The sequence below is a fragment of the Chloroflexota bacterium genome, assembly GCA_026710945.1.
Classification (GTDB): domain Bacteria; phylum Chloroflexota; class UBA11872; order VXOZ01; family VXOZ01; genus VXOZ01.
Genome location: JAPOQA010000003.1, coordinates 18,891 through 34,738, shown reverse-complemented (window position 1 = coordinate 34,738; position 15,848 = coordinate 18,891). Strand labels below are relative to the sequence as shown.

Annotated in this window: 15 protein-coding genes; 9 read left to right on the top strand and 6 right to left on the bottom strand. The window is 57.7% G+C overall.

Annotated features, from left to right (window positions below; all coding sequences use genetic code 11):
* Positions 1 to 278: 278 nt before the first annotated feature.
* The 5 genes from OXE05_00635 to murD all read right to left on the bottom strand — a co-directional run bounded on the left by OXE05_00635 (position 279) and on the right by murD (position 4,632).
* Complete coding sequence (locus OXE05_00635; GenBank protein MCY4435822.1) at positions 279 to 1,487, bottom strand: DUF4872 domain-containing protein; 1,209 nt, start codon at positions 1,485 to 1,487, stop codon at positions 279 to 281.
* Positions 1,488 to 1,585: 98 nt separating this feature from the next.
* Entirely contained in the window at positions 1,586 to 2,257 is a 672-nt protein-coding gene (locus tag OXE05_00630) for a hypothetical protein (GenBank protein ID MCY4435821.1), read from the bottom strand.
* The gene (locus OXE05_00625) at positions 2,258 to 2,449 is read right to left on the bottom strand and encodes a hypothetical protein (GenBank protein MCY4435820.1); all 192 of its coding nucleotides are present in this window, start codon (positions 2,447 to 2,449) and stop codon (positions 2,258 to 2,260) included.
* A 392-nt stretch (positions 2,450 to 2,841) separates the two neighbouring features.
* A complete protein-coding gene (locus OXE05_00620; GenBank protein MCY4435819.1) occupies positions 2,842 to 3,075 on the bottom strand; it encodes a hypothetical protein in 234 nt (77 codons plus the stop codon).
* A 204-nt stretch (positions 3,076 to 3,279) separates the two neighbouring features.
* Entirely contained in the window at positions 3,280 to 4,632 is a 1,353-nt protein-coding gene (murD, locus tag OXE05_00615) for a UDP-N-acetylmuramoyl-L-alanine--D-glutamate ligase (GenBank protein MCY4435818.1), read from the bottom strand.
* A 140-nt stretch (positions 4,633 to 4,772) separates the two neighbouring features.
* On the opposite strand from murD, the gene OXE05_00610 reads away from it, so the two are divergent.
* Together OXE05_00610 and OXE05_00605 are read left to right on the top strand one after the other, a co-directional pair.
* Positions 4,773 to 4,895: a hypothetical protein gene (locus OXE05_00610; protein ID MCY4435817.1), complete on the top strand. Its 123-nt coding sequence runs from the start codon at positions 4,773 to 4,775 to the stop codon at positions 4,893 to 4,895.
* 6 nt (positions 4,896 to 4,901) lie between these two features.
* On the top strand, positions 4,902 to 6,188 hold the full coding sequence (locus tag OXE05_00605) for a glycosyltransferase (protein MCY4435816.1): 1,287 nt from the start codon (positions 4,902 to 4,904) through the stop codon (positions 6,186 to 6,188).
* Positions 6,189 to 6,335: 147 nt separating this feature from the next.
* Here the strand turns inward: OXE05_00605 and OXE05_00600 are convergent, their stop codons facing one another.
* Positions 6,336 to 7,148 (bottom strand): polysaccharide deacetylase family protein, encoded by an 813-nt coding sequence (locus OXE05_00600; protein ID MCY4435815.1) that lies wholly within the window; start codon positions 7,146 to 7,148, stop codon positions 6,336 to 6,338.
* Between the two features lie 639 nt (positions 7,149 to 7,787).
* On the opposite strand from OXE05_00600, the gene OXE05_00595 reads away from it, so the two are divergent.
* The 7 genes from OXE05_00595 (at position 7,788) to OXE05_00565 (ending at position 15,810) form a co-directional block, all read left to right on the top strand.
* Complete coding sequence (locus OXE05_00595; GenBank protein ID MCY4435814.1) at positions 7,788 to 8,360, top strand: DUF721 domain-containing protein; 573 nt, start codon at positions 7,788 to 7,790, stop codon at positions 8,358 to 8,360.
* Between the two features lie 30 nt (positions 8,361 to 8,390).
* Positions 8,391 to 8,786 carry a rhodanese-like domain-containing protein gene (locus OXE05_00590; GenBank protein MCY4435813.1) on the top strand — a complete coding sequence of 132 codons (396 nt, stop codon included), beginning with the start codon at positions 8,391 to 8,393 and terminating at the stop codon, positions 8,784 to 8,786.
* Positions 8,787 to 9,068: 282 nt separating this feature from the next.
* Positions 9,069 to 9,998: a hypothetical protein gene (locus OXE05_00585; GenBank protein MCY4435812.1), complete on the top strand. Its 930-nt coding sequence runs from the start codon at positions 9,069 to 9,071 to the stop codon at positions 9,996 to 9,998.
* 207 nt (positions 9,999 to 10,205) lie between these two features.
* The gene (locus OXE05_00580; protein ID MCY4435811.1) at positions 10,206 to 12,221 is read left to right on the top strand and encodes a CocE/NonD family hydrolase; all 2,016 of its coding nucleotides are present in this window, start codon (positions 10,206 to 10,208) and stop codon (positions 12,219 to 12,221) included.
* A 95-nt stretch (positions 12,222 to 12,316) separates the two neighbouring features.
* Positions 12,317 to 13,000, top strand: coding sequence for a hypothetical protein (locus OXE05_00575; GenBank protein ID MCY4435810.1), 684 nt, complete (start codon positions 12,317 to 12,319; stop codon positions 12,998 to 13,000).
* Positions 13,001 to 13,636: 636 nt separating this feature from the next.
* Positions 13,637 to 14,974, top strand: a complete 1,338-nt coding sequence (locus tag OXE05_00570; protein ID MCY4435809.1) for a site-specific DNA-methyltransferase — start codon at positions 13,637 to 13,639, stop codon at positions 14,972 to 14,974.
* The gene (locus OXE05_00565; GenBank protein ID MCY4435808.1) at positions 14,974 to 15,810 is read left to right on the top strand and encodes a restriction endonuclease; all 837 of its coding nucleotides are present in this window, start codon (positions 14,974 to 14,976) and stop codon (positions 15,808 to 15,810) included. The genes OXE05_00570 and OXE05_00565 overlap by 1 nt, the downstream gene beginning before the upstream one ends.
* Positions 15,811 to 15,848: the final 38 nt, after the last annotated feature.

The following is a 15,848-nucleotide window of genomic DNA, read 5'->3' as shown; positions in this document are numbered from 1 at the left end:
GGGGTGAGGGGGTCTTTTTGCTACAATGGCCCTTTACGCTGAGTAGTGTCAAGATGTATCAGGGCAGAATCGCTGTGCCTATATAGAGAGATTTCAGGAGATCCACCCTCACCCCCGTATCACGTACGGGGCAGGCTCTCGCCCACTCCCGGCGCGGGAGAGGGAACGCTATTGCTTCCCCTTAGGTTTCGCAAGGGTCTCCTCAGGGAGAGTGCAACCCTCGCGCCGAGGCCAATGCGATGCAAGGGTCTGCCTGGTTGAGAAGGTTAACGCGCGGGTCACCCGTCCAATGAGGACCGCAGTAAGTCTAGTGCGGCCATCTCATGAGCATAGATGTCGTTAAGTTGACTCTGCATGCGCGCAAAGAGGTCGCCGATCCAGGCCTCGTCACGTGGAAAGTCGGCGTCCAGGGCAGGGCGCATAGCTTCAAACTCCTTACCGAGTCCGACAATTGCATCGGCCTGGTCGTCGCCGCCTGTCTTAATGGCAGTTTCACGCCCATCGAGAATCGCGCGGGCGGCAGCAAAGGGCTCTACTGCCGGGTCGAGCGTCATCTCCGCCAGCGCCTCCCACTTTGCGCCTAGCGCACGGTATGCGGATGCAGCCTCATCGAGCGCCGGAGACTCCAAAATCACCGCGGCTTCTGCGAGAAAGTCGGCGTACATGCCGCGCAGGGCGGTGCCGTCGCTGCCTTCATGCATGATCCCCTCGTAGACCGAGGCCAGACCGGAGAAGAGACACTTGCCTTCCGCAAATACGGTGGGCCAGCCCTTCGCGTTCTTGGTATCCGTGAGCATGCGCGCCCACTTGCGCAGCGTTGGCAGCGCAAACGAGGTTGACTTCGAACCCAGGTATTCTATATTCCCTTGAATACCTTCTCTAATGGCCGCCGGTAGGTCCATTGATTCCATTGGCGAAAGAAGCAAGAGGCGATTCTTAAACGATGGAATGCGCTGGCGGGAGGCGGTGAGGGAAGCGCTTGGCACCGTAAACGGCCGCGCACCCGTATCGTCTATCGTGTACACGTCGGCGCTCGGATCGTAGCCGCAGGCGGTCACAACCCAGCTAAACCAGCCGGTGTCGCCGGGGTCGCGGTTGTAGTAGTCGAGCAGCTCCCGTTCCAACCAAAGAATCGCGGGTCGATTGGCTGCCAGAGCGTCATCGAGAGTTGCTCTCGCCTTCTTCATCCCGCCGGTCTCATGAAACTCAGGCGTGACATTGAGCCGCTCGCAGAGCTTTGTCACATACCGGACCGGGTAGTTGAATGTGTTTTGAAATCCGAACACGACGACCGGGCGATTGTACTCTTTGAACTCCCACAGGATGTAGCATGCCCCCAAGCCCCCCGCGATGCCAAAGAGCATAGCCTCGCTGAACGGTTTGCCGGTGGCCGGATTCTCCACGCCGAGACAGCCCAGGCAGTTAGCAATAGTGGCAGTTTCCGGGTGGATACCGCCAAAGTGATCATAGCCGGTGATGACGGTCATGGTTTCCTCATTTCCCGCGTGGTAAGACTAGGCAGGTAAGAATCGCAGCCTCAGGAGAAGGGAGCGTGAAATGTTACAAGCCCCAATCCCCTAATGGCTCACTCTAGGGTGGCTGCCTGCTGGAACCTCCTGTAAAGACCGTGGTTAAAGGGTCTGGCAGAAACTATCTCGGATGAAGGAATGACCAATCGAATGTCCCTTTCTTTGTGTTCCGTGACCGCGGGAAAGTAGTCTGTCGTTATTCTGAGTTGCTGCGTGTCTTCTTGCCGATAGCCACTCCAGTACGGCATGAGTTCAATGTGCTTACCTGCTGCGTTGTTCCAATAGATCGGAATGCCAATGTATGACTTCCTGTTCTTTAGCGAAATCTCAACGAATTCCTTGGACGCTGCAGTATCCACCATTAGATTGCCGATGAGATCCCCTCTTTCTCGTATCGTCCTGCGCAGGCATGTGTTTGCGTTGAACCACGGGGTTCTATTCAAGAACCTGGTACCTGCGAATGCCAAGAAGAAAACCATTACGAGTGTTCCCACGTAATCGAAAGGCACGAACGTGTTCCAGACCACGAGCGGATAAAACGAGGGAAAGAAGTGGGCGCAACTCGTTGCGATCAGATAGGGAACTGGAAATAGGATCATTCCAGCAGTGATGGACTTGAAGAGCACGTGGTAGCCGGAGTCGTGTGGAATCTCGAATCGAGTATAGTTCCATTGCCGCAGAAAGAGATATCCAATAACGGTAGGATAGAGAGCTATGCCCCAGATCACTTACTCATCAGTTTCCTTGGCAGAATCTGTGTTGGAGGCCTTCTCACGTGACATCTCTCGCAGAATGGCAGAAAATTCCTCTGCTTTCCGCTGGATTTCGGGGTCGTTTAGTATGTCTTCCGGGTCGAAGTAGATGCCACCGTTTCCGTCAGCATGAAGCTTGAGCGCGGAGCTATTTTCTTTCTTGCCCATGCGCAGCACCTTTCTCCTATCGAGGATTATTCGATTCTTATCATAATAGACGGGGATGCTCCTGCCAATCAGGGTTAGCCCGATGTTCCTTCACGACACCACTGCGTTGGCCCTCGCCTCCATGAATTGTGCACGAACCATGCCACTTTGACGTATGCGGGTGCCTGCGTCGTCTTGGAACGATCTTACGGGAGCTTCGCATTCTTTGCTCAATAGCGACCATTCTTTAGGGCGAACCGCTGCGAAACGCACGGCGACCTTGCGTCAGGCAGCCTCTTTAACGTGCGCGGAAAACCGCTGGACATCGTTCAGATGAGCCACTGAGACGGCGCCCGATTTATATGTTCCTGGCCTTGCTCTTTCGCCATTGCCCTACTCCTTAGACTTGAATCTTACTCTTCTCTTTCAAGAATGAGTATCCCCACTATCCTTGCCAAAGCGTCGGTGCGTGTCTCCCCACCATTGACACTTGCTACCCTCGCAGCCTCCCGAATGGCAGCATCCCGCTCTTCTCTTGAACTAACCCTCCCTGTTTCATAGTCTATTCCAACTTGACACTGCCACCGGACACTTGACCGCGTTGTTCCTATCAAGCACTCAAATGCCTCAACCATTACTTTCTTCATCACCTACTCCTGTCACATCACGTCCCAGGTTGTATCTCCCTTGCCGACCTCCATTTTCTCTCCAAGTACCAAAAACCACCCGTTATATGGACACCTTTTTTGTCCCTAGTGGGTTAAATTGTCCGGTCTGCTTCTATCGTTAGGCTAATGACCCAGTACCCTTTATACGTGTGGCTAGTGAGGTATATAGTTCCCCACTGAGGATTATTTGGGCAAAGCGGCGACCCACCTACGGAAAGCCTCGCCGCGTTCGAATTCGTGCTGGAACATGCCGAATGAGGCGCAGCCCGGTGAGAGGATCACCGCGTCTCCGGCGCGGGCCAGCGCGACGGCCTGTGTAAGCGCTTCATCCATGTCTGTATAACGGCCTGCGACAGGCAGTGGCAACTCCGCCACCAATCGGTCCGTGGCGCTGCCTTCCAAGAGCACAATACCCCGGATCATCTCTCTATGGGCATGCAGCGACTGCGCCAGCCCCGCAAAGTCGAGCTGTTTGTCCGCGCCGCCCAGCAGGAGTACCTTCGGGCCGGGAATGGTCTCGATGCACGCAACCGTAGCGGTGGGCATGGTGGCGGTGGTGTCGTTTATAAAGCGGATGCCGCGCCACTCTCGCACCAATTCCTGCCGATGCGGCACACCGGTAAAGCGCTGCACCGCCGCCGCGATCGCGGTATCGTCCACACCCCATACCCGCGCGGCAGCCGATGCCGCAGCCAGGTTTTCCCGCAAGTGTGCGCCCCACAGCGGGGAATCTGCTTCACCCGGTATGGAATCTTGGGCGGTAAACCACGTCACGCGTCCAGGCGCCCGCTCGCCCATCTGCCGCGTGTAGGCATTGCGAAGATTGAGGACGGCGGTGTCATCCGCGTGTTGAAATTGGACATTGATCTCTTTGGCAGCCGCATAGTCGTCCATACCCGCATAGCGATTCAGGTGGTCGGGCAGTACGTTTGTCACCACGGCCAGCGGCGGACTGTACGCATGGGGCACGAAGGCTTCCAACTGCCAACTGGATAGCTCCAGCACCACTCGCGTTTCCTCGCTAATGTCCGCAAGTTGGCTCAGCATCGAGACGCGCAGATTGCCGGCCGTAACCACGTGACATCCGGCCGCGGCCAGCATCTGGGAGAGCAGCACCGTAGTCGTGGTCTTGCCCTTGGTGCCGGTAATGCCCGCAATGTGCGGGCTGGGACATGCGCGTATGAAAAGACTGCTCTCCATCTCGATCCGCGCACCGGCCTTGCGCGCCACGGCCAGGTATGGTGAATCCAGCGGTACGGCGGGATTGCGAATGACCAGGTCGGCGCGCTGGAAGTCATCCTCCTCGTGACGTCCCAGGACGTAGCGAAGCGACAGACCCTCCAACTCCGCCAACGAGGGACGTAACGTCTCCGCGTCCCGTAAGTCTGTAACCGTTACCGCAGCTCCCTGTGCCGCCAGATATTGCACGACGCCAACACCGCCGCCATGCAGACCGAGGCCCATGACCACGACCCGACAGCCGGAGAGGTCTTCTCTGCCGCCGCGTGTTCTATCGTTCTGGATAGTGGGATTCATGCTACTCACACATAAACAGCAGAATGCTGTCACGATCACCGCAGACGGGCCCGTATGCCGTGAGTGAGGTCACGTAGAAACGGCTTGCAGCCCGCGCGCCATCTGGGTCCTGCACACCTCTCGCTGCCGTTGACCCGAGTATGATCGGTAAACCGGCCCTGCCAACCGACGCCTTTGCTACCATTGTACTATGGTCGTTTCGTCCCGCTATCCGCGAGAGTTTCGTTGCAGCCGCCCACGCGACTGCTGTAGACGTGAATTGAAATAGAGTGGCTCGCTTTCTGTTTGCCGCCATACCGGCTTCCGGGCACATAAATCCCACGCTCCCCATTGTGCAAGCGTTGCGTGAACGCGGGCACGCGGTAGGCTACGCTACCGGTCCGAGCATGGAGGGGACGGTAGCGCCATTGGCAACTCAGTTCTTCCCGGTGGGGCCGGCAATTACAGCGGAAGAAGCGCTCAGGCGCTGGCCGGAGCTGGGACGGCTGCGCGGCAAGCGACGCTTAGACTACATGATTCGCGAGGTCTTCTACTCGTTTGCCGCCACCGCTGCCCGTGAAGTATTGGACGCCGTAACGTCGTGGCAACCGGACGTGCTTGTCTTCGATGGCTTCACGCATCTCGCCGGCATCGTGGCAGACATCACCGGCCTGCCGTGGGCTACGACGACGGTGGCGCCCGGGCTGCTTGAGGGCGAAGGCGCGCATCCCTACGGAATCCGGCTACCCTACCCTCCCAACCTGCTCCAGCGCTGCGCGACGCCGCTGTTCTGGTCGCTCTTCCGCATCGTGGCGCGTCGGCACGACCGCCAGTTCAACGAAATTCGCGCCGAATTCGGCTTGCCGCCCGTCCGCGACAGCTACCTTAAGAGCACCATTTCGCCGTACGTAGTGCTCGCATTAATGCCGTGGGAGTTCGAATACCCTCGGCAGGACTGGCCGCCCACGGTGCACTTTGTCGGTCCGTCTCTCTGGGACCGCCCGCGCGACTATGCAGTGCCGGCGTGGCTGGAGGCCTTGCCCGGCGAGCGACCGCTTGTGTACGCCACCATCGGCACAGTGCAGAGCATCTACCAGTCAGCGTTCTTCGCTACGCTCTTTGAAGCAGCGGGGGGACTTGATGCCGACGTGGTGGTGACCACCGGCGGCAATCTCTCCGACCTACCCACACCGCCGGGCAACGTACGCGTTGAACGGTTCGTGCCGAACAGCATCATCATTCCGAAAGCGCAGGTCGTGGTGCACCACGGCGGCTTGAGCTCGACTATGGGTGCGCTGCTGCACGGCAAGCCGGCGGTGGTTGTGCCTTTTGCGGACGACCAGCCCGACAATGCCCAGCGCGTCCAGTGGCTCGGGGTCGGTACTGCGGTTGACCCTGCACGTGCCTCGAGCGCGGCGCTGCGCGGGGCGATCGAGACGACGCTGAGATCAGCAGATGTGCACAAGAAGGCTGCGGTGCTCGCCCGCACGTTGCAGCAATACGATGCAGGCCAAACCGGCGCAAGGTTGCTGGAGAAACTCTCAAATACGCAAGCGCCGGTGCACCGCGCAGGCTAACGGCACACTGTGAAGTAGCTCTCTCCTTTCCCGCACTCCTGCTACTTGATGTCGTCAGACCATATAGGGGCGTACGGCGGGGCAGGAGCGTATAGCCGAAGCGCAGTCGGTGACTGCGCTGGTGCAACACGTTGCTGACAACGCCTGCTAGGCTTCCCAAGCACCCTCCAAATAGCGGCGAAAGGCTGCGGGCGCGAAAATGAGCGCGTTGATCTCCATAGACGGTAGGCGGTAGGGATCGGCATGGCGCGTGATGTAGCGCGCGGCGTGGGGCGGGCCGCCGTCAGGCTCGTCTGCTCCGGGCACACCGGCCAGGTCCGCGTAACGGGTCTTCTTGCCGTCCACCTGGTACTCCGCTCCGACAATCCACAAGCGACCAAAGCGATAGCGCGCCTTCACTTCACGTTCCGCGCTGCTGCTCCAACTCGTGCCGGTAAATGCAAAGTCCTGCGGCGTGATGCCGAGGTGTTTTTCAATCGTCGCGTCGCACTTTTCCAGCTCGGCGCTCAGCTTCTCGCCGGTGGGATCTAACAGACTGAGCTCAGACAAATTTGGATGCGTAACCGTGTGCGCGCCGATCTGCCAGCCGGCCTCGGCCAGTTCGCCGGCCTCTTCCCAGAGTAAGTATCGCCGCTCGGCACCGTCCGGCACGCCTGCTTGGTACATGTCGTCCATCAGACCGGTGTTGATGAAGAGGTTTGCCGTGTATCCATATTCGTCCAGCACCGGGAACACCTCATGGCGCATGGACTTCATCGGATGGTCGAAGTCGAACATAATGGGACGCTCCGGCAAAGTGCCGCCGTGCCACAGCCATGCTGCCAGGTCATCGTAGCTGATGGATTGGAATCCCAGTTCGTGGGCGATAGCAACGAGCTGCGCGAAATGTTCTTTGGCCAGCGGGTTGCGCTGGCCTGGGATTTGATCGGTGCCGTGCGACATCGTAATCGGGATCCTCACAGGCGCCGTCTCCTCTGCTGTGCCATGGAGAGTCTCACTTCAGTGTAACGGACGTGGCGGTGCAGCCGTACGTGTTGGGCCTGCCTGTGTTGAGCAAATTAGCTAGCACAGTGCAGGATAACCGAAGTGTCGAATTACGGACTGGATGGTCAATACTCGTCCCATTAGTGCCGTCGCAGAATCCAGAGGGGACACGTTCGTCGCTCTGACGGCCACAAGGGAATTGGGCGGAATCCGCGGAAGATTCCCCCTCACCCCGGTCCTCTTGTATAAACCTGGGAGATACTTAACGGGTGTGCGCAGACATACTTTACACATTAGGGCACTCTTCTTGAGTAAAGAAGGTGGCGCCTCATGCCTGGAAAGGAGAGGACTGCTGCGGATGCTACGCGTGAATTCGTCGCTCTGGCGCGGCTACCGGACGCGAACATACGCGCGTTGTGTCGATGTTTTGGCATTTCGCCGCCCACTAGCCATGCCTTGCCGCATCGCTACGCCGAGGACGGCGAAGGGACTTCCTCGCTGCGGCAAGGGTTGTGCAGAGGTCTCCTCAAAAGATGGGAACTCTAACGCCAATGGGAGAGCCCGTCAAAGCTCACTCGAGACTATGCTAGGCTTATGTGGGAGGAAGGACTGCGTGTGTTTAAGTCGCTGAAGGACATCCTGCCCGGCACCATCGAAGAGCTTGGCATCTCCGAGCAGCTCAAGCGCGCCGCGGCGTTCGCCGCCTGGCGTGCTGTGGCGGCGGAATTACCCCTTCATGCCCGTGCTGCGCGTCCCGTCCGCTTCCTACGCGGCGTCCTGGTCGTGGAAGCCCCTTCTTCGGCCGCCATCCACGAACTGCACATGCGCACGCCCCAGCTCATGCGCGATCTGAACAAGAGCATGGGCCGACCGCTCGTGAGCAAACTCGAATTCCGCGTGCGCGGCCAACGGCCTGCCCCCCGCGCTACGCCGGGTTCACTTCCCCAGCCGAATAGAAAAACGCCGCGCCCGCCCGCCGCCACGGACGACGACACCGACCGCCAACGCCGCCTGCGCCAGGCCATCGAGCTCATCGCAGACCCTGCCGTGCGCCAACAAGCCGTCGCCCGCTTGGAAGCAACGGAGGAGGGGGGTCTTCACCGCTGCGAGCAGTGTGGCACCCGGTTGAGCGAACCGGGAGCTTGCCCGCTATGCCAGGCGGAGAGCACGCAGCAATCCGGTAAGTAGATAAGCGCCGCATCACCCGGGAAGAACGAGATGGGAATCAGTCAGATCGCATACTACCAGGCCAAACTCGCCTACGAAATGGACTCGGCGGACCTCTACGAGGCTATGGGACGAGACGATCGCATCGTTGTTGTGGACGGCCGCGCTGCCAGTGCCTATGCCACCGAGCATATCCCCGGCGCAATCAGCCTTCCCCACCGGCAAATCAGCTCCGAATCAACCGCGGCGCTCGACAAGTCACAAACCTATGTCTGCTACTGTGACGGGATTGGCTGCAATGCTTCCACCAAGACGGCGCTGAAACTCCTGGAGCTTGGCTTCCAGGTGCGCGAACTGATCGGCGGGCTCGATTGGTGGAAACGTGATGGCTACGCAACCCACGGCGAGGCGGCCTGCACGGAAACCGGAGTCACATGCGCATGTTGACTGGGCACTGTTTCCTCGATTCGGTCGCGAGCCTGCGAACGCTGCTGCCGTCTGCGCCAAGCTATCGAACCTATCAAAACCCTATCGTCCGCGAGGACGCCCATCAGCACCCCCAGCCTCTGCCCGCTCTGCCAAGCGCACGAAGGGAAGGAATGCGGAGAGTACACAGGTCTAAGATTAAGTGTGTCGTATCTGACCTGCCGGCAAGTGTTCGTCTAACCCCTTATCTCTTGGCCAAACTCGCGAGCAAATTGTTAGGCAAGTGTAAGGAGCCAGAATCAATTGAAAATTAAATCTTGGAGCCCGACTTCGCCAACCCTTCTTCCTACGATTCTGTGCTTCGCGGACATTCTAGGGTTTCGCGGAAGGACAGACCATGCCTTTAAATCAGGTGATGAATTGAATTTCCTTCGGCAGTTCAAGAGTTCCCTTGCTGATGCCTACGGCTATATACGAAAAGTCGCAACTTCCACTGGGGCCGAACCCCCCGACTTCGATATGAAGGTCTTTACCGACAATATTGTCATTGCTTATCCACTACAAAACCCGAGCAGGGATCTTGGCGAATCTGAGCTAAGGAGATTGTTTGGACTTCTCGCGCAGGTGCAGTCAGGTCTAGCAGCAGCCGGTTTTTTCCTGCGGGGAGGAATCACTGTAGGCCAGCACTATCAAGATCAAGACACAGCTTTCGGAAAAGCTCTACTTGAAGCCTATGATCTGGACAAATCGGGGACTCCACCAAGGTTGGTAATCGGGTCGTCATTGGAGTCCCTGATAGCCAAGCACCTGTCTCGGTACATGAGTGGCAGGGCACCACACCGCTTGCACCTGCTTGAAGACCCAGCTGACGGGAGATTATTCGTAGATTACCTCGGCGCGGCGTTTGACAGTTTCCCGGACCTCCAAATTCACTTTCGAATCATCGAGAATCACAGCAAAGAATTGCGTAAGCGCCTGCGGGAGCATGAGTCAGATCCACGTGTCCTTACAAAATTCACGTGGGCTGCCAACTATCACAACTACGCTTGCAGCACATTTGCCAGCCAATATCCAGCCCCAGCCTATGACGATGACGACCGTGAAGGGTGGTTTGTTTATTCAGAGGCACAGCGCGTACTCAAACACCTCGTGCCAGAATCTCTCCTAGGAACAGAGCAGCCACCACTGCCATTCGATGCGGAAAGACTGCGACAGCGTCTCTCCGAACTCTAGACCCCAGTTCAAGTGGTGCGGAGATTCCGCATCATGGCACCAAAAGAACATCACAGCTAAGACATCCAATTGTGTAATTCGTTCCAGCACGGGTAACGCAGTCACATAGACTCGCTATACGCACCCCTGAGAAGTATTCCAATATGAAGATTCAATTGGCTAGTAAACATGTACATGTCTGACAAGGTCTTATCAGGCGTTTTGTCCATGGCAGTCGACGCGGCGGGCATTCGCTTCTATAAGAACATCATGGTATCGACCCGTGACGGCACGAAGCTTGCCATGGATTTGCACGTCCCGGCCGGGGAGGGCCCGTGGCCGGTTATTCTGACGTACATCCCGTACCGCAAGGACGACCAAGCGCCGCTCACCGGCATGCAGCACCACTGGGCGGAGCATGGTTACGTGGGCGCGCGCGTGGATTGCCGGGGCACCGGCTCCAGCGAAGGCATGAACGACGATGAGTACCGTCCCGTGGAAATCCGCGACGGCTACGACGTGGTGGAATGGATCGCCGCGCAGGACTGGTGCGACGGCAAGGTGGCCATGACCGGCGGCTCGTACGGCGGGTTCACCAGCGTGCAGGTCGCGGCCCTGGCACCGCCGCATCTCATTACCATCATTCCCTGGAACTACACGGACGACCGCTACACAGACGACTGCCACTACCGCGGCGGGGCCTGGCGCTGCTACTACGACATCGGTTCGTACGGCAGCGCAATGGTAGGCATGAATGCCATGCCGCCCTATCCCGAATACAGCGGCGCGCGCTGGGCGGAACTGTGGGAGCAACGCCTGGAGCAAAACTCTCCGTACTTGCTCACGTGGCTGGCGAATCAGACGGATGGGAAATACTGGCGGCCCGGCAGCATTCGGGGACGCTATCACGAGATCAAGGCGTCGGCGCTCCTCATCGGCGGCTGGCGCGACGGCTACTGCAATGCGCCGCTACGCACCTCCCAGCACATGACCGCGCCGAGTAAGGTGCTCATCGGGCCGTGGAACCACTCCGGCCCGGACTGCGAAACGCCCGGCCCCTCGCTGGCGCGGGAGCATCTGACCGTGCGCTGGTGCGACTACTGGCTCAAAGGCATTGACAACGGCATCATGGACGAGCCGGCGATCAATGTGTACATGCAGACGTTCGACGTGCCGGATCCCGCCCGCACCCACACCACCGGCTACTGGCGCTGCGAGCCGGAGTTTCCCATTACCAGTGGGCGCACGCGACGGCTCGCGCTCGGCAGCGATCTGATGCCGGACAATTCCTATATGACCCGCGACGGTTATGACGAATACGAATATCGGCCGTCAGTGGGCCTTGCGAGCGGTCTGTGGAGCGCGGGGGTGCCGTTCGGCCTGCCCGGCGACCAGCGCGTGGACGAGGTCTATTCCGCCAACTACACCTCCGCGCCTTTGGAAGAACCGCTAGAGATCATCGGCATGGGCAAGGCCGTGCTCCACGTCAGTTCCACCGCGCCGGTGATGGCGTTCGTGGTTCGGCTCTCGGACGTGGCGCCGGACGGCGCCAGCGCGCAGGTGACGATGGGCGTGCTGAACGGGACGCGGCGCAATTCGCACACCGACCCGGAGCCCATGGAGCCGGGCGCAGTCTATGAACTGCACGTGGACCTGGACGCCACGGCCTGGCGTTTCGAGCGGGGGCACCGCATCCGGCTTTCCGTCAGCAGCGCGGACTTTCCCAACCTGTGGCCGACGCCCTATAACGGCACGAACCGCGTCTATCGGAACAGTGGACGCGAATCGCATCTGGAACTGCCGGTGGTGCCCACGCGGCAGGCCCCCGCCGGCGCGTTGCCGCCCGACGAGATGGCGTACGAGCCGTCCGCCGCGCCGCGCACGTATCCGGCGGTATCGCCCCGCGCCGTGCCCTGGGAAATCACCCGCGACGTCATGCGCGATCGCACCGGCCTGCGGCTTCATCTCATGAATGAGGTCAAGGCCAGCGCAGACATGACGGTCAAGACGGAGTCGCGCCTGGAGGTCTGGGCCAACAACCGCAATCCCGCCAATACCACCGCCATCGGTCAGCACTTCCGCACCATCACCCGCTCCGACGGCGCGATCAACATCGACACCGCCGCCAATGTCCGCAGCACCCACGACGCCATCCACGTCGCCATAGATTTGGCAGTCCGCCTCAACGGCCTGCCCCACCACCAGCGCAGATGGGTAGAGTCGTTCAAAAGGGAATTACTTTAGTCTCTTGACGTTTGTTTTTCAAGATAAGGTCAATCTACATATAAACCCATGAAGGTTTGGACGAAACATCGTGGGAATAGCCACAGGAATGCCCTATGGATAAAGTCTTTGATTACTCATTCAAATTGAACATTCAGTTTCCAGAATCGAAACTGTCGCCAGGGTCTGCAAGCACAGACTTTGCGTACATCGATCAGCTTCTTGAAGCACTTTGCCAGCTCATTCGCGCCACCACTTGGCCAGAGTCGAGACAGGGTGAATTTCTTGATTACGTGACGCGAGATGTCCATGAGTTCGGTCTCGCAATCCGCGAAGAGGCCGCAGCAGGACGTTGGACTGCGGCTGCCTCACTTATGAGGCCCCTTCAAGAACGGTCAGAATTCGCACTAGCTGCTGCAATCGATTCTGAATTCTCGGCAAAATACATTAAGTACATGGAGTCTCAGATTGGGAAAAGCTTCACTGGAAAGTCAAGAAACTTGGTGGAGAGTGCCCGAGGAACAATTCGCCGGTGGGAAGTGGGCTCCAATGGGAAGGACTGTCTCCTACAAATCAGCGTAGATCTCAACAAGATTGGCAGTGAACTCTTGCATAATGGCATCGGCCTATCTCGAGAGTCGGAGGAGATCGTGAGGGCTCGTTCTGGACTATTCAAAGTGATGAGCGGTCGTGTTCATTTGGGAGTGGTAAATGTACTCTTGGCGATCAAGGTCTTGGGGCGAAACAACACTAAGGCATGGCATAAGGCTTTAGGCACAGTTTCCATCCCGAAAGCGTAAGCAAATTGCGGCAATTCTTGATGTATCTAACAATTCATCGATTCTAGCCCAGATGCGGATCGGGAAAATTGACAGTAGGTACAGCCATACGCACTACACCGAGTTATTTCCACAAGCTGAATAACCTAGTTATTGCGCTTTTGTAGAAATGATAGATAGAACTTCCTTCCAAAAAGGCACCCCAAGGGGCTTTGCATAGTGGGAAGCTGAGCGGCATCGCTACCTTGCCGTGAGGCCGCCGTCGATGACGAGTTCGATGCCGGTGATGAATGTGGCGGCGAAAGTCTTAACTGCCGCAAATTCATCTGATAGCGGATAGTGTTGACAGCTGAATTCCATAACATCCTATGCTGGAGCCATAGGTGAACCGCACTTGACCGGCGCCTGTCTTCCTTTCTATAGTGAAGACGCCATAATTGGTCGGACTTGTGGAAACTCTTGCGTAAAGCAGTGTCCCTGGTAGGGATATAGCCTTGGCCAAGGCGCATCCACTCCCTCCGCAACTATTTGTCACATACCCTCTCAAGAGGGACACATAGGTTGTCTGTATTCGTTGGAGTGGACTGTGCTGACTAACGCCAGTTTCAAACTTTGCCTGCGTCTTCTCGGATGGCAAGGATGCTCGGCAGACAAAACATGAGTACTAGTACTTGCTTTGATGCATTGCGGGCAGCGTTGCGTGCCGATTTGGACTTTCACGGCACCAACGGGAGCTATGGTCCTCACGCCTGGCATCCTTTTCCAGCGAAGTTTCCACCTCAGTTGCCCAGATTCCTCATCGAACAACTCTCGGCCCCAGGAGATGTGATTCTCGATCCCATGCTCGGCTCGGGTACCACGCTTGTAGAAGCCGTGCGACTAGGAAGACGAGCTATCGGCTGCGATATAGACCCACTCGCTCGCATGATCGCGGTGGCAAAGCTGACACCCATCGACCCGTCAGCGGCCTTGGAAGAGGGACTGACGGTCTTGAGCGCGGCGCAGAGGGACTGCTGGCAAGACGGTCATAGACTGCGACAGGACTTTCAGTTGCGCTTTGACGGGAAGACCGCGGACTTCATCGACTACTGGTTTCTGCCGCAGCACCAGATTGAATTGTTCTCCCTCCTGAAACGCATTGAAGCGTTGCCGCAAGGCAGTATTCGAGACTTTCTCAGCGTGGTGTTCTCTTCGACCATCATTGCCAAGTCCGGTGGTGTTTCCCTGGCGCGCGATCTGGCACATACGCGTCCCCACAGGGACATGAAGAAGGCGCCGGCCTCGGCATTCGTAGAGTTCGCCAAACGGCTGGAACGCAATGTAGCTGCTATAGGCAACGGGATGCCCCATGAAACCGAAGAGTCGTCTCATCTAAGTGTGAATGGCGCAATGGATTCGAGCGAGAGGAACTGTCAAGCGGAAGTTCGCGCGGCCAGTGCGGCAGACACCGGCCTGCCGCCGGAGAGCATAGACTTGATTATTACCTCGCCGCCATACGCCAACAACGCGATCGACTACATGCGCGCGCACAAATTCTCGTTGGTATGGTTCGGTTGGAATATCACTGAACTTAGCAGGATCCGGGCGCAATACCTTGGACACGATGCGTTGTCCGATAAGGAGTACCAAAACTTGCCCGACCAATGCCAAGAGACGATCGCAACTCTCGCAGAGCGCGATGCCAGGAAAGCGCAGACTCTGCGCCGCTATTTTGGCGAGATGGCTACCGTGATCGCCGAGATGAAACGGGTCCTGAAGCGGGGTGGAGCGGCAGTGATCGTGGTCGCCACCTCAAATCTTAGAGGCATCGATGTACAAACGCACAAGGGATTGGCGTCCATAGGTGAAAGCGCCGGCTTTGATCTGGCGGGTATCGGCGTGCGCCGCCTCGACCGCGACAAGCGCATGATGCCGGCGCGTTGGGGCAACCAGCAAAGCTCGCAGATCGAGGCACGTATGCATGACGAATACGTCATCGGCTTGGTGAAGTCGTAATGCTTGGTAGAATTGAAGACCTTCGGCAAGGCTACCATCGTCGCATTTGTCGTGACGTTTTGCGACAGAAAGCAGATGGCACTCCCAACAATGCCGACAGCAGCAGTGCTGCAAGCGTCAGGCTTGGCAAGGGCATCGTCAAGAACATAGGCATGCGGACTGGGAAGAAGAAGCTGGCAGGACAGACAGCGGGACATCAGTTCGAGGCGGCGACAAAAGACTTCTTGCGTGATGCGTTTGGTCTACTCTCTCACTTGCGTCCGGGCAAATGGGATTTCTCATTGGGAGGAAACATACGAGACTACGAGCAATACTTGCATCTGTCTGATGTGCGACGTGTAGTCGATGAGCATGAGGAACTGCGAATCATCTTTGGGGACTATATCGTTACACCTGACATTGTTGTTTGCAGAAAGCCGGTCGCCGACTCTGAGATCAACAAGAAGGAAGTCTTGGTGAACGATGATGGAACGGCAAGCCATACTCCTCTACGGCAAGCGAATTCCCAAGCAGATATTATGCATGCGAGTGTTTCCTGTAAGTGGACAATTCGCAGCGACCGCTCGCAGAATGCACGCACTGAAGGCTTGAACCTCGTTCGCAACCGTAAGGGCAAGACGCCTCACATTGTCGTTGTAGTGGGAGAACCGCTACCCAGTCGCATCGCGTCGCTGGCATATGGCACAGGCGATATCGACTGCGTTTACCACTTTGCCCTAAGAGAATTGACGGCTGCCGCCTCTGACAATGATTCCGATGCGGACCTATTGAGGACACTCGTTACCGGTCGGAGGCTGCGTGATATCAGCGACTTGCCGTTTGATTTAGCGACTTAGGTAACACTCAACCGGCAAACGTACGGAACCTCTCTTTC

Excerpts from the sequence above, each read along its gene's own strand:
- OXE05_00635 (MCY4435822.1), bottom strand. The coding sequence starts at position 1,487 with ATGACCGTCATCACCGGCTATGATCACTTTGGCGGTATCCACCCGGAA.
- OXE05_00625 (MCY4435820.1), bottom strand. The coding sequence starts at position 2,449 with ATGGGCAAGAAAGAAAATAGCTCCGCGCTCAAGCTTCATGCTGACGGA.
- OXE05_00620 (MCY4435819.1), bottom strand. The coding sequence starts at position 3,075 with ATGAAGAAAGTAATGGTTGAGGCATTTGAGTGCTTGATAGGAACAACG.
- murD (MCY4435818.1), bottom strand. The coding sequence starts at position 4,632 with ATGAATCCCACTATCCAGAACGATAGAACACGCGGCGGCAGAGAAGAC.
- OXE05_00610 (MCY4435817.1), top strand. The coding sequence starts at position 4,773 with ATGATCGGTAAACCGGCCCTGCCAACCGACGCCTTTGCTACCATTGTA.
- OXE05_00590 (MCY4435813.1), top strand. The coding sequence starts at position 8,391 with ATGGGAATCAGTCAGATCGCATACTACCAGGCCAAACTCGCCTACGAA.
- OXE05_00580 (MCY4435811.1), top strand. The coding sequence starts at position 10,206 with ATGGCAGTCGACGCGGCGGGCATTCGCTTCTATAAGAACATCATGGTA.
- OXE05_00575 (MCY4435810.1), top strand. The coding sequence starts at position 12,317 with ATGGATAAAGTCTTTGATTACTCATTCAAATTGAACATTCAGTTTCCA.
- OXE05_00570 (MCY4435809.1), top strand. The coding sequence starts at position 13,637 with ATGAGTACTAGTACTTGCTTTGATGCATTGCGGGCAGCGTTGCGTGCC.
- OXE05_00565 (MCY4435808.1), top strand. The coding sequence starts at position 14,974 with ATGCTTGGTAGAATTGAAGACCTTCGGCAAGGCTACCATCGTCGCATT.